The organism is Methanosarcina sp. 1.H.T.1A.1, assembly GCF_000979295.1.
Classification (GTDB): Archaea; Halobacteriota; Methanosarcinia; order Methanosarcinales; family Methanosarcinaceae; genus Methanosarcina.
Genome location: NZ_JJQY01000099.1, coordinates 33262 through 46182 on the forward strand (window position 1 = coordinate 33262; position 12921 = coordinate 46182).

Below are 12921 nucleotides of genomic sequence, written 5' to 3' on the forward strand. Positions count from 1 at the left end.
AGACCAAATCTCAAGAAATAAATAAGGAGATAAATAATGACAACCGGGTCAACAGAAAAAGTCAACGGCGCAAAGGCTCTTATAAAGTGCCTCGAAAAGGAAGGAGTTGACACTCTCTTCGGATACCCCGGAGGGCAGATCATTCCTTTCTACAACGAACTCTATGATTCAGATCTGCGCCACATACTCGTACGCCACGAACAGGCAGCGGCTCATGCTGCGGACGGGTATGCTCGTGCTACTGGAAAGACCGGGGTCTGTGTTTCTACTTCAGGCCCTGGAGCAACCAACCTGGTAACAGGTATTGCTACTGCATATATGGACTCAGTGCCAATTGTAGCCTTAACCGGCCAGGTACCAAGATCCCTTATCGGAAACGATGCTTTCCAGGAAGCAGATATTACGGGCATTACTCAGCCAATTACCAAGCACAATTATCTCGTACAGGATCCACAGGAAATCCCGAGGATTGTGAAAGAAGCCTTCCACATAGCATCCACCGGAAGGCCTGGCCCGGTATTAATTGACCTTCCAAAGGATGTACAGAATATAGAGATTGACTTACAATATCCTGACAAGGTAGAGCTTAGAGGCTATAAGCCCACTTACAAGGGTAATACTCAGCAGATAAAACGAGCCGCCGAAGAAATTGCAAACTCCTGCAGGCCTATAATCTACGCAGGAGGGGGAGTAATAAGTTCGAACGCGAGTGCAGAACTCATTGAGCTTGCCGAGACTATCATGGCTCCGGTTACTACCACTCTTATGGGTATAAGCTCTATCCCGACTGAACATCCTCTCTATGTCGGAATGCTGGGGATGCACGGGTGCAAATATGCAAACTATGCAATTCAGGAGTCCGATCTTATCATTGCCGTGGGAGCAAGGTTTGACGACCGCGTGACCGGTAAACTCGAGTCTTTTGCCCCCAACGCCAGGATTATCCATATTGATGTTGATCCTGCTGAGATTTCCAAGAATGTAAAGGTGCATGTCCCTATTGTCGGGGATGCAAAACAGGTACTTAAATCCCTGATTAAATATATCCAGCGCTGCAATTCCGCGGAATGGATTGAAAAGATAAATCAGTGGAAAAAGGAATATCCTCTTGGCTACAGTCAGGTGTCTACGGATGTAATAATGCCTCAGTTTGTTATCGAGCAGATATCCGAAGCCTGCAAGGACGCAATCATAGTTACGGAAGTTGGACAGCACCAGATGTGGGCGGCTCAGTTCTTCAAATACAGTACGCCTCGTACCTTCCTTACGTCAGGCGGGCTTGGCACAATGGGATACGGGTTCCCTGCAGCCATGGGCGCCAAGGTCGGCAGGCCGGATAAAACCGTTATCAATATTTCAGGTGACGGTTCTTTCCAGATGAACTCTCAGGAGCTCGCAACTGTGGTCCAGAACGATATCCCGGTTGTTACCGTGATCCTGAACAACGGTTATCTGGGTATGGTCAGGCAGTGGCAGGAACTCTTCTACGACAAGAGGTATTCCTACACCTTTATCAAGGGCAGTGTTGACTTCGTAAAGCTTGCTGAAGCCTACGGAGCTCTCGGGCTGCGCGCAGAAAAGCCGTCCGAAGTCAGGCCTGCAATCGAAGAGGCTATCAGGTCCGGCAGACCTGCTGTTGTCGACGTGATTGTTGAATGCGAAGCAAATGTCTACCCCATGGTGCCGGCAGGAGCTGCAATTAACGAGATCATTGACATGGAGGAACACTGATGAAACACACACTTGCAGTTCTTGTGGAAAATAAGTCCGGTGTGCTCTCCAGAGTGGCTTCGCTGTTCTCAAGGCGTGGATATAATATCGACAGCCTGGCTGTGGGAGTTACTGAAGACCCTGATATTTCGAGAATAACTATTGTGGTTCAGGGGGATGACCATGTGGTCGAACAGGTAACAAAACAGCTCAACAAGCTCATAGACGTTATCAAGGTCACGGATATCGGAGGTGACGATGCGGTTGAGCGGGAACTTGTCCTTATTAAGGTCGCAGCCGATGTGAACACAAGGGCAGAGATTATTCAGATTGCAAATATCTTCAGGGCCAGGATAGTGGATGTTGCTCCGAAGTCCATGACTGTTGAAGTTACAGGGGACGAAGGCAAGATCCAGGCAATTGAAAAACTTCTCCGCCAGTTCGGGATCAAGGAACTGGTCAGGACAGGCAAGATTGCACTGGTGCGCGGGTCAAAGAAGGTTTAAATATTAAGGGCAGGTAAAGAGAGGTAGCTGCTCAATTATTTTTTCACAGATTGGGGCAGCCGGAAGCCTTTTCTAATTCAAAAGGTCTTCTTAGAAACTTTCCGGGTTTCCGGCCTCTCTCTACATCTCAGAAGGCTGCTCAGACCCAGAGACAGTAACTTTTCGAAAATCAGTTTGTTTAATTTCAGGGAAGTATGTGTGTTCGAAATTTGAACACTTCCCCGAATAATGCAGGGAATTCTCATTACATAATTAAAGAATCAATCAGAAAAATCAATCCGTAAAATCAATCAAAAAAATTAATCCGTAAAATCAATCAGAAAAATTTAATCCGAAAAATCAACCAGGAGAATTTAGTAATGGCAACGATAATTTATGATAATGAAACTACCTTTGATGCACTTAAAGATAAAACAATCGCAATAATGGGCTACGGAAGCCAGGGTCACGCACACGCAAGGAACCTCCATGAATCGGGGCTCAATGTCGTTGTGGGGCTCAGGAAAGGCAGTTCCAGCTGGGCAAAAGCTGAGTCTGATGGCCTGAAGGTTATGACTGTTGAAGACGCTGCAAAAGCTGCAGACGTTATCATGATCCTCCTTCCGGACGAAAAGCAGTCCTCTGTTTACTATTCTCAGATTGAGCCCAACCTGAAAGCCGGCAACGCCCTTGTTTTTGCTCACGGCTTCAATATCCACTACAACCAGATAGTGCCTCCAAAAGATGTGGACGTTTTCATGGTCGCCCCCAAAGGTCCCGGGCACATTGTCAGGAGAACTTACACAGAAGGCATCGGAGTACCGGGCCTGATTGCAGTCTACCAGGACGCAACCGGAAAGGCAAGGGAACTTGCTATCTCCTACGCCAAGGGTATCGGTGCAACCAGGGCAGGAGTTTACGAGACCACCTTCCGTGAAGAAACCGAAACCGACCTTTTCGGAGAACAGGTTGACCTTTGCGGAGGAATTGCCTCTCTTATAAAGACAGCTTTTGAGGTGCTTGTGGAAGCCGGGTACCAGCCTGAAATGGCATATTTCGAAACCTGCCATGAAGTCAAACTCATTGTGGACCTTATCTACGAAGGCGGGCTTGAGAGAATGTGGCACTCCGTCTCCAACACTGCAGAATACGGCGGCATGACCGTTGGCCCGAGGGTCATCAACGAAGAATCCCGCGAAGCCATGTACGATGCTCTCGAAAGGATCCAGAACGGGGAATTTGCAAAAGAATTCATCCTCGAAGGCATGGTCAACCACCCTGTGCTCAAAGCCATGGAAAACCAGGAAAAGGAACACCCGCTTGAGATTGTCGGCAAGGAAATCAGGGCAAACATCCCCTGGCTCAACAAGAAAATTGATGACGACTGAGCCTTAAGTTTCTTTTTTCAGTTTTAGGCCAGGCCAGTTAGGTGGTCTGGCCGACTTATTTTTTTCTGGATTTTTTCTGAATTTTTTTTCTGGATTTTTTCTGAATTTTTTTTCTGGACTTATTTTATTCTGGCAGCTTCTTTTTTTCCGGACATTTTTTCGATTATTGTGTCTTTCTATCTTTTATCGGTTTCATGAGGGTGATTCCTTACTGTTTGCCGGTAACGTTTAATAACTTGATTTTAATCTTTTAACAGAAAGTTCATAAATTTGAAATTGAAACTTCAATCCGGAGAGATAATATGCCAGTAACAGGAGAAAGCAAAGTCATTGACACTATCCTCAACAGACGGAGTGTCCGGGAGTTTACAGACAGGCCCATCAGCAAGGAAGAAATCAACACAATCCTGAATGCAGGTCGTTGGGCTCCTTCCGGGTTGAATAACCAGCCCTGGCGCTTTTTAGTTGTCAGGAACCCTGAAACCATCCATAAGCTCTCGGAATGCACGCATTATTCCAGCATCGTGGCAGGAGCCCCCCTGCTTATTGCAGCTTTCTTAGACTCCGAAAATTCGTACAACAGGACAAAAGATATCCAGGCAATAGGGGCTTCTATCCAGAACATGCTACTTGCCTGCTGTGAACTTGGCCTGGGCGCGGTCTGGCTTGGGGAAATCCTGAAACAGCATGAAAAGGTTAATTCAATCCTGAACTGCCCATCAAAACTCGAACTCATGGCTGTTCTCGCTATCGGAGAGCCTGCTCCCGGAAAACTAACTTCTACACGGAAAGCCCTTTCTGAACTTGTGTTTGAAGACAGGTACGGGCAGAAATGGGAAGAATAAGATCCTGAATTCAACATAAGACTCGGGCGTTTTTAAGGCAGCATGGAGAAAGTTTATTTTTGATCAACTTTCTCTAAGAATATTTATAGTTTTATTGAGGATTAAATTTATAAGCTATTTAGCACTATAGACAGCAAGTTAACTGGTCACATCTTTATAAGTCAGTTGCCAGTAACTGATCTCAGCTTTATATGTCAGTCAACCGATCATAACTTTTTCACAATGAAGGTCTGTGGTGTAGCGGATATCACTGGAGCCTCCGGAGCTCCGAACCTGGGTTCGATTCCCAGCAGACCTGTTACTTAATTTTCCTGTTGAGCTTTTATAAATTTATAACTTTATATTTGGTTTTTATTGCAAAACATCAGGTTTTAAATTCCTATCTTACTTTTTGTGCTCTCCACGTAAAAATTTCTATTTTCCACTTAATAATTTCAATTTCATTCAGTTTAATATTATGGAAATTTTTCAGGAACTGTTCTCCAGCACGGGCAAAAAATATAAAAAGAGATGTGAAGTAAACGTATAAACAAAAAGAGATATCTGGAAGGTTTATAACATGGCTCACGGATTTAATCGTCGCTTCATGCGTGTAGGAAGAAGGAAACTTTCTCTGGTTCAGTTAATTCTGGTAGCGATAATACTGTATTTCCTGCTTCGCATTCTTCTGCCATTTGTTTGGACTCTGTTTTTGATCGTTGCCCTGGTTGTACTTTTGAAAGTGGTTCTTGAGAAGCTTTGATTTCAATTTCCCTATTTTTCTTTATTAACTATAAACTTTTATTAGTTACCAGATCTTTCCATCTTTTTCTGAATCCTGGACATCTTTTAGTATTATTAAATTAATTTTTTATTAATAGAATAAAAATCAAAATGTTTATTAGGGTCCATGTACAGTTGACATAATAATTAAGTATTTTTTCATATCCGTGTGCATAGGTCCCCTTTTATCAAAAATTTTGCTGAAATGTTTTTACCCTACACACTGGATTCTCTATAGTAAATATAATGGTGAGTAAATATAATTTTAAGGATGTGAGGTAGGATGAATATACGGAGTAAACTTCCTTTGAATAAAGTTTTCCTGGTAATTTTTCTGGGTCTTATACTGGTGACATCTTTTTCTGGATGTACGGAAAACAAGGTTTCAGCTGCTGAAGAAATCAATACTTCTTCTTCACTTATTTATAGTGCTGATCTAAGAGTTGAGAGTGCAATTTCGGATATGGATGAAGGCAGCTATACTTCTGCAAAGAATAATCTCAAGGCAGCAAGAGTAGATTATGAAGAAGCTTTAAAAATTCTCAATAACGCTTCTTCAGATTACGAAGAGGAAACTAAGGATATTGAAAGAGATGTTATTTTTGCAGAGGCTGGACTGGATGCTGTTAGCTATTCTGAGAATCTAATTCTTGCCACAGAACATCTTGATAAGTTTGTAGCACATTTGGATTCAGAGGACATTGACCTGAGTAGAAAAGAGCTTGACAAAGCAAGTGAGGCTTTAAACAACTCTATTGTTTATCTGGGTTCGGCGAAAGAAAAAATTTTCTCTATAGACCTTGATTCAGTACCTGTAGAGCAGAAGAGTTACGTCACTGTACAAAGAGAAGATCTCGAAACCAGCGAGAAAATGAGCCTGGAGCTTAGGCAGATGATAAATGGACTGTACCCGTTCCTGGACGGATCTGAACATTTATTTAAAGCAGGGGAATATCTCGAAACTGAAGAATGGGATAAAGCCGCCGATGAGATTGCCGATTCTTCCGTAAAGTTATCCGAATCAAAGGAAAGTTTGGAGACTCTTAAAGACTCTGATTATTCAGAAATTTCAGTAGGGGTGATTGAAATCTGTGGAATTCTCACACAGCTTGAAAAAGACTTGCCTCATCTTGAAGCTGGCTGCAGGTATATGGAAAAAGGCCGTTATTCTCAGGCAGAGGCAGAATTCAGCAAAGTCTCTGATTACTATTAAACTTTGTTAAAAAACGTGATGAAAGAAGGGTGAGATAAAAGAAAAGAGAAACAATAAAAAGAAGAATATCCAACCTTCCTTTTATCTCACTGATACTTTATTATTACTTTTCTTTATTTCTCTGGTTTCACTTTTCTTTCAAATATTCATCAATTGCCTTTGCAGCTTTCTTCCCCGCACCCATTGCACTGATTACGGTTGCTGCGCCTGTTACTATATCTCCGCCGGCAAAGACTCCGCATTTGGAGGTTGCACCGGTTTCCTCGTCAGCAACGACAGTGCCCCGCCTGTTCTGTTCAAGGCCTTCCGAGCCTTTGAAAATGATCGGGTTGGGGGAGGTGCCTATGGCGATAACCACTACGTCTGCCGGGATTGTGAATTCCGAGCCGTCAACAGGGACAGGGCTTCTTCTACCTGACTTGTCAGGTTCGCCAAGTTCCATTTTGATGCATTCGACTGCAGTAACATTGAACTTCTCGTCGCCGAGGATGCGGACAGGGTTTGTCAGGAGCCTGAAGGTAATGCCCTCTTCTTTGGCGTGCTCGACTTCTTCCCGGCGGGCGGGCATCTCGTCTTCTCCGCGGCGGTAGACTATGCTTACCTCTTCTGCACCCAGGCGGAGAGCAGAGCGGGCTGCGTCCATTGCCACGTTTCCGCCTCCTACTACAACCACATGTTTCCCGCGCCTGACCATTGTGTCGTATTCGGGGTCATAGGCTTTCATGAGGTTTACGCGGGTCAGGAATTCATTTGCGGAATATACGCCGTTGAAGTTTTCACCTTCGATTCCCATGAAGTTAGGGAGCCCGGCACCTGTACCCAGAAATACGGCATCGAAATCGTCGCAGAGTTCGTCAAGGGTCTTGATCCTGCCTATGATATAATTGGGCTTAACCTCTACACCGAGTTTTTCGATGTACTCTACTTCCTGCCGCACAATTTCTTTTGGCAGCCTGAACTCGGGGATGCCGTAACTCAGGACTCCTCCGGCTTTGTGCAGGGATTCAAAGATTGTTACTTTGTGGCCGAGCTTTGCAAGGTCTGCCGCGGCAGTAAGGCCGGCAGGGCCGGAACCCACAACTGCTACCTTCTTGCCGGTTGGAGGCATAGCTTCAGGAGCCTTCACGCCTTTTTCGTGCTCATAGTCCGCGCAGAAGCGCTCAAGCCTTCCGATTGCAACAGGCTGACCCTTCTTTCCGAGTACGCAGCGGGCTTCGCACTGAGTTTCCTGGGGACAGACGCGGCCGCAGATTGCAGGGAGAGCGTTTGTGGCTTTGATTCTCTCGATTGCCCCTTCGAAGTTTTCCTCACAGACCATTTTAATAAAGCCAGGAATGTCCACATTAACAGGGCACCCCTCAACACACTTCGGGTCCTTGCAGGTGAGGCAGCGAGAAGCTTCGGCAAGGGCATCTTCTTTCGTGTAGCCGAGAGTTACTTCATTAAAGTTCTTTCTGCGCTCTTCTGCAGGCTGCTCTGGCATTGGGGTTCTTTCTTTCTTTGCGTTTCCTGTTTTTTCTCCGTGTAGTTCTTGCATTTTTCCTCCCCTCCTTCTCAGTGCAGTCCGCACTTGCATTTCTCTTCGTAGTTTTCCACAGCTTTTGCCTCTTCGCCGCGGTACATTGCAAGCCTGTTCATGAGCTGGACAAAATCGACCTTCCGGGCATCAAATTCAGGTCCGTCAACACACGTAAACTTCGTTTCTCCGTCGACCGTAACCCGGCATCCTCCGCACATTCCTGTTCCGTCTACCATTATGGCATTAAGGCTGACAAGGATTTCCACATCATAGGGGAAAGCAACCCCTGCTCCCACTTTCATCATGATTGGCGGACCTATAATTACAACCCTTGCAACCTTTTCGCCGCTGTCCAGGATCCTTTTCATGATATCGGTCACAAACCCGTGGTGCCCTTTTGACCCGTCATCGGTTGCTATGTACAGTTCGGAACTGGCTTTCTCCAGTTCGTCTTCAAGGATCAGGAGGTCCTTGTTTCGGGCTCCGATAATTGAAATTACCTTGTTGCCTGCATTTGTATAAGCCTTTGCCTGGGGGTAGATAGGGGCAACTCCTACTCCTCCTCCTACAAGAATTACAGTGCCAAGTTTTCTTACGTCGGCAGGGGTTCCGAGGGGGCCGACAAAATCCTCAAGGGAATCGCCTGCAGAAAGCTTTGCAAGCTGTTTTGTTGTCTTGCCCATTTCCTGATAAATTACAGTAACTGTGCCTTTTTCGCTCTCAAAATCCGCAATTGTAAGAGGAACTCTTTCCCCCCTTTCATCAATCCTGAGGATTATGAACTGTCCGGCTTTTGCAGCTTTTGCCACGTCAGGGGCATCAATAACCATTCTGTGCACCGACGGGGCGATTTCTTCCTTTTCCAGTATTCTATATGCCATGAGATCACATTTTCCTGAGTAAAAGCATATTTTCTGAACAAATGAATCGATAAATTTAACTATAGCGGAGCTTCACAAAGGTTTTTCAGCTATGTGGTTTCCCGCTTGGACGTTCTCCTTATAATGATTAATGGGATATATATTCGACTCTGTTCCAAAATCTAGTGATTTTTATATTTCTTGATTGAAATTCTGAATTCGCAAGAAGAATCAGGTCTTTAATCAAAATCAATATTCGAGATCTAAAGACTTCAATCCAATATTCTTCTCACGAGAATTGTAACCAATCATAAAATCCAGTGTTTTTCAATTTTCATTCATCACTGGATTTAGGTACTGAGTCATATATTCTCCCAAATAATTTTAATAATTCTACCTGGTCTGCACTATCTTTTTAGTTAAATTATAAATGCCTGCCTTTTTGACATCTTTTTTGAAAAAGAACGACCACTTTTTCAGGTTCTTTTATCCTTTCCACAAAAATTTAATAAATCTGGCGGGTGTAATGAAATTAAGGGAAAATTCCCAAACTCGGCTGATCCGTGGGTTGGATTGGTAGAAAGGAGGGGTAATCAAAAAGGTACTGCAAACTATGGCCATAGCTGAAGCTGTAGATTCTAACATCCTGAAGAAAGGAAACGTCCATTCTGATGGTGTACTGGCAGAATGGGATCTTTTTCTTTTTTGAAGGCAAAATAAAAAGACAGCATGAAGTTACGAAATTGCTGAAAAGAATCTTTCCATAAATAAATGAATAAATAAATGAATAAATAAATTATAAAAGGAGTTGGGTATATGCCGGAAGAACGAAGAGAAGGGGAAAAGGGAGAAAAACTGGAGAAGAGAGAAGGAGAAGAGGTCGCAGACGTCGATCCTATTCATCCAACCGAAGCGCGGGGCGGCAAGAAAAGGTCGCTTCTTGATACCTGCAAATAACCTTAATACCTTTTCATTTTTTGAGGTGAAATAAGTTAATAGAGGATGTTATGGATATTAAGGAATATTAAGGAATAGTAAGGACTATTAGTGGGTATTAGTGGGTATTTGTGAATATTAGGGGATATACTGGTCCCATTCAGCATCAGTGTGTCCTACTGGTCTCATCCTGCACCTGTTTTTCATGTATCTTTAAATCCTACTACCCATCTTTTCATTAAATATATATGGTCATATGCGCATATACTCATATAATCATGCTTGATAGCAAAGTAAAGTTCTTTAAAGCTCTCGGAGATGAGACACGGCTTACTATTCTTTCTTACTTGCTGGAGCACAGTTACTGTGCCTGTGATTTTTCTTCCCTTACAAAAAAGGACCAGACAACGGTTTCAAAGCACCTGAAGGTTCTTGTTGAAGCTGGAATTTTAAAGTACGAAAGAAAGGGGCGAAACATCATCTACAGCATTAAAAACGAGGAGATCGGGCGTTTGCTTGAATCTCTTGGAATCAGGGATATAAAGCCCTGTTGTAATGGGCAGCAGGTTTCCAGATTTTGTTCTACGGATAAAACTGAAAACCGAATCACCAATATCATTAACGTGAGAACTAATTATCTAGCTGAAAACAAAACTACGGATAAACCAACTGAAAATAAATCTCAAGATAAAAAACCAATCGAAAATAAACCTCAAGATAAAAAACCAATCGAAAATAAATCTCAAGATAAAAAACCAATCGAAAATAAATCTCAAGATAAAAAAGGAATATCTGAAAAATAAGGAATGGGGTAAAAGAATGGATGCCACTGAAAAAAAAGAAGTTATCAAAAAGAAGTATCAGGAAATTGTAACTTTAGGGGGCTCTTGCTGTTCTGGCGGTGGGTGCTGCGGTGATTCGAGCTCAGCAGACCTTTCTAAATCTTTTGGCTATTCGGAAGCTGATGTTCAGGCTGTTCCGGATGCAAACCTGGGTCTTGGCTGTGGCAACCCTACAGCTTTTGCGGAACTGAAACCCGGCGATATTGTCCTTGATCTGGGTTCAGGTGCGGGATTTGATTGTTTCCTTGCTGCACAGAGAGTCGGAAGCTCAGGAAAGGTTATTGGAGTCGATATGACTCCTGAAATGATTGAAAAAGCACAGGCTAATGCCCAAAAATATGGATATTTAAATGTTGAGTTCCGCCATGGGGATATTGAAGCTCTTCCGGTTGATGATAGTTCGGTGGATGTTATTATCAGCAATTGCGTGATTAACCTGGCACCGGATAAAGAAAAGGTTTTCAGGGAGGCCTTCCGGGTGCTGAAGCCAGAAGGCAGGATGTATGTTTCGGATATGGTCCTCCTGGCTAAGCTTCCCGAAGATCTTCAAAATGACAAAGAACTGCTTGCAGGCTGTGTCGCTGGCGCTGTATTAAAAGAGGAGTATCTGAATCTTTTAATAAAGGCAGGGTTTTCGGTTAAAATCCTGGCTGAAGATTCGGATATAAGTAAAAGGCAGTACGGAGGTCTGCCAGTTGAAAGCCTGAAATTAAAAGCCTGGGTATGAGAAGAATTTATATAACGAAGCGTAAAACCCCTATATGTTTAGCAGAGGGAATATCAGCGTCAACTCCCTCCGTTTTCGTTATCTGCAACCATTAATATCTTCTCCGACCAATTATATATTAATTTCTTACTGCGAGAACAAGGTTAAAGGAATTACACCAGTTAATACTGCATTTAGAGGGTCTGAGGTAGTGCCTGAGAAATCGGAAAACCGAAAAGTAGCTCAAGCAAAACGCTGACACCCACGGAACATGGGAATGAGCCTGTATGACTTCTGGCAATTATCCGGAAGAATGACTCAGAAAGCCCGTTAAATCTTTCGTTAAATCTTTAGATTTAACGGGTATTTCACATTACTATTCAATTATTATTTTTTATGATCTGCATACTCCAGGCTTGATTTTCTGAAGGCAGCTCCCTTCTGAATACGGGGAACAGGGTGATAGGGGCGGTCTCTTTGAGGTGATATTACTGAAAACCATAAGATCCGTAAAAATCTGTTTTGCAATAGGTTTTGCACTTTTGTTGCTCAGCTCAGGCTCTGCGGCTGCCAGAAGGATCACTGTGGGTAGTGATGACAATAAGGACTTTGCCTCAATTCAGGAGGCTGTGAATGCAGCAGAGGCTGGTGATACGGTTTATGTGTATAATGGGCTTTACATGGAGAATATATATCTTGACAAAGAAATTTCCGTTCGTTCAATCTCCGGAAGGCCTGATACAAACATTGTAACGGCAAAAAACCCTGATGATCATGTATTTCATGTAATTGCAAATAACGTAACTATAAGTGGTTTTTCCATAAATGGCGCTAATGATACTCAAAAAGCTGGCATTTATCTGGAGAATGCGCAGGGAATTCTGATAAGCAACAATAATCTTTCCAGTAATCGCCTGGGAATCTATCTCGAATCTTCTACTACTAATATGTTGAATCTAAATGATGTTTCTGAGAATGAGGTGGGCATTTTTCTCAATGCTTCACAGGACAACTGGATTATCAATAACAAGGTAAAAATGAACAGTCTGGAAGGAATTTTTCTTGAAGCTTCTGATGAAAACCGCTTAAAGGGAAATCTTTTGCATTTTAACACAGAGTATGGTCTTATGCTCTCAAACAGCAGTAAAAACCTCATTTACGATAACTATTTTCAGAACTCCGAAAATGTTGGCTATAAAGGGGTCAACTTAGAAAATGCCTGGAATATGACTCTTAAGAGGGAGATTAATATTGTAGGGGGTTCATATCTCGGCGGAAATTACTGGACTGGCCCTGAAAGTACGGCCCTGTGCGTTATTGAAGATATGGATGACAATGGCTTCTGCGATGCTTCCTATGACCTGGGGGAAGGAAATGTCGATTATATGCCTCTTATCCGGCGCCCTCAGGCTTTTCAAAGCAGTGGTCGTTCCCTTACGTTTTCTCTTTTGGGATTTGTTTTATTTGTATTTGCACTTGCAATATTTATCGTAAAAAGGGTAATGGGTTGGGGCAGGGACGAGCTTACAAGAGATGATGACGTAAAATGAGCTAGAGGAAGCCCATCATTTGACTTTTCATCAATTGATTTGAGTTTTATCATATCTATATTTTTTATAATCAATGGACGATATGTTCACCGTTTTCCGGTTTGA

At 43.2% G+C, this 12921-nt stretch carries 12 protein-coding genes and 1 tRNA gene; 11 read left to right on the forward strand and 2 right to left on the reverse strand.

All coding sequences use genetic code 11. From position 1 onward, the window contains the following. Window positions 1-36 precede the first annotated feature (36 nt). The 7 genes from EO95_RS10555 to EO95_RS10585 all read left to right on the forward strand — a co-directional run bounded on the left by EO95_RS10555 (window position 37) and on the right by EO95_RS10585 (window position 6403). Window positions 37-1731, forward strand: coding sequence for an acetolactate synthase large subunit (locus tag EO95_RS10555; protein WP_048134608.1), 1695 nt, complete (start codon window positions 37-39; stop codon window positions 1729-1731). Beyond that, window positions 1731-2216, forward strand: coding sequence for an acetolactate synthase small subunit (gene ilvN, locus EO95_RS10560; RefSeq protein WP_048134610.1), 486 nt, complete (start codon window positions 1731-1733; stop codon window positions 2214-2216). The genes EO95_RS10555 and ilvN overlap by 1 nt, the downstream gene beginning before the upstream one ends. 338 nt (window positions 2217-2554) lie before the next feature. After that, window positions 2555-3583 carry a ketol-acid reductoisomerase gene (ilvC, locus tag EO95_RS10565; protein ID WP_268767903.1) on the forward strand — a complete coding sequence of 343 codons (1029 nt, stop codon included), beginning with the start codon at window positions 2555-2557 and terminating at the stop codon, window positions 3581-3583. 302 nt (window positions 3584-3885) lie between these two features. Beyond that, a complete protein-coding gene (locus tag EO95_RS10570) occupies window positions 3886-4428 on the forward strand; it encodes a nitroreductase (protein WP_048134614.1) in 543 nt (180 codons plus the stop codon). A 226-nt stretch (window positions 4429-4654) separates the two neighbouring features. Then, window positions 4655-4726: transfer RNA gene (locus EO95_RS10575), tRNA-Arg, on the forward strand. A gap of 261 nt (window positions 4727-4987) precedes the next feature. Beyond that, a complete protein-coding gene (locus EO95_RS10580) occupies window positions 4988-5170 on the forward strand; it encodes a hypothetical protein (protein WP_048134616.1) in 183 nt (60 codons plus the stop codon). A 369-nt stretch (window positions 5171-5539) separates the two neighbouring features. Continuing rightward, complete coding sequence (locus tag EO95_RS10585; protein WP_235282967.1) at window positions 5540-6403, forward strand: hypothetical protein; 864 nt, start codon at window positions 5540-5542, stop codon at window positions 6401-6403. 127 nt (window positions 6404-6530) lie between these two features. Here EO95_RS10585 and gltA read toward each other — a convergent pair whose 3' ends face one another. Continuing rightward, window positions 6531-7940 carry an NADPH-dependent glutamate synthase gene (gltA, locus tag EO95_RS10590; RefSeq protein ID WP_048134677.1) on the reverse strand — a complete coding sequence of 470 codons (1410 nt, stop codon included), beginning with the start codon at window positions 7938-7940 and terminating at the stop codon, window positions 6531-6533. Between the two features lie 17 nt (window positions 7941-7957). Further along, on the reverse strand, window positions 7958-8803 hold the full coding sequence (locus EO95_RS10595) for a sulfide/dihydroorotate dehydrogenase-like FAD/NAD-binding protein (RefSeq protein WP_048134620.1): 846 nt from the start codon (window positions 8801-8803) through the stop codon (window positions 7958-7960). Window positions 8804-9598: 795 nt separating this feature from the next. Here EO95_RS10595 and EO95_RS17640 point away from each other — a divergent pair. The 4 genes from EO95_RS17640 to EO95_RS10610 all read left to right on the forward strand — a co-directional run bounded on the left by EO95_RS17640 (window position 9599) and on the right by EO95_RS10610 (window position 12816). Further along, complete coding sequence (locus EO95_RS17640) at window positions 9599-9739, forward strand: hypothetical protein (protein ID WP_156164040.1); 141 nt, start codon at window positions 9599-9601, stop codon at window positions 9737-9739. A gap of 257 nt (window positions 9740-9996) precedes the next feature. Next, window positions 9997-10521: a helix-turn-helix transcriptional regulator gene (locus EO95_RS18275; RefSeq protein ID WP_235282968.1), complete on the forward strand. Its 525-nt coding sequence runs from the start codon at window positions 9997-9999 to the stop codon at window positions 10519-10521. 16 nt (window positions 10522-10537) lie between these two features. Beyond that, window positions 10538-11287, forward strand: coding sequence for an arsenite methyltransferase (locus EO95_RS10605; protein ID WP_048134622.1), 750 nt, complete (start codon window positions 10538-10540; stop codon window positions 11285-11287). A gap of 461 nt (window positions 11288-11748) precedes the next feature. Next, complete coding sequence (locus tag EO95_RS10610) at window positions 11749-12816, forward strand: NosD domain-containing protein (RefSeq protein WP_082106010.1); 1068 nt, start codon at window positions 11749-11751, stop codon at window positions 12814-12816. The last annotated feature ends 105 nt before the right edge of the window (window positions 12817-12921 follow it).

Bases quoted from the DNA above. Each gene is read 5' to 3' on its own strand.
- gltA (WP_048134677.1), bottom strand. From the start codon at position 7,940: ATGCAAGAACTACACGGAGAAAAAACAGGAAACGCAAAGAAAGAAAGA.
- EO95_RS10555 (WP_048134608.1), top strand. From the start codon at position 37: ATGACAACCGGGTCAACAGAAAAAGTCAACGGCGCAAAGGCTCTTATA.
- EO95_RS18275 (WP_235282968.1), top strand. From the start codon at position 9,997: ATGCTTGATAGCAAAGTAAAGTTCTTTAAAGCTCTCGGAGATGAGACA.
- EO95_RS10580 (WP_048134616.1), top strand. From the start codon at position 4,988: ATGGCTCACGGATTTAATCGTCGCTTCATGCGTGTAGGAAGAAGGAAA.
- EO95_RS10570 (WP_048134614.1), top strand. From the start codon at position 3,886: ATGCCAGTAACAGGAGAAAGCAAAGTCATTGACACTATCCTCAACAGA.
- EO95_RS10605 (WP_048134622.1), top strand. From the start codon at position 10,538: ATGGATGCCACTGAAAAAAAAGAAGTTATCAAAAAGAAGTATCAGGAA.
- EO95_RS10595 (WP_048134620.1), bottom strand. From the start codon at position 8,803: ATGGCATATAGAATACTGGAAAAGGAAGAAATCGCCCCGTCGGTGCAC.
- ilvN (WP_048134610.1), top strand. From the start codon at position 1,731: ATGAAACACACACTTGCAGTTCTTGTGGAAAATAAGTCCGGTGTGCTC.
- EO95_RS17640 (WP_156164040.1), top strand. From the start codon at position 9,599: ATGCCGGAAGAACGAAGAGAAGGGGAAAAGGGAGAAAAACTGGAGAAG.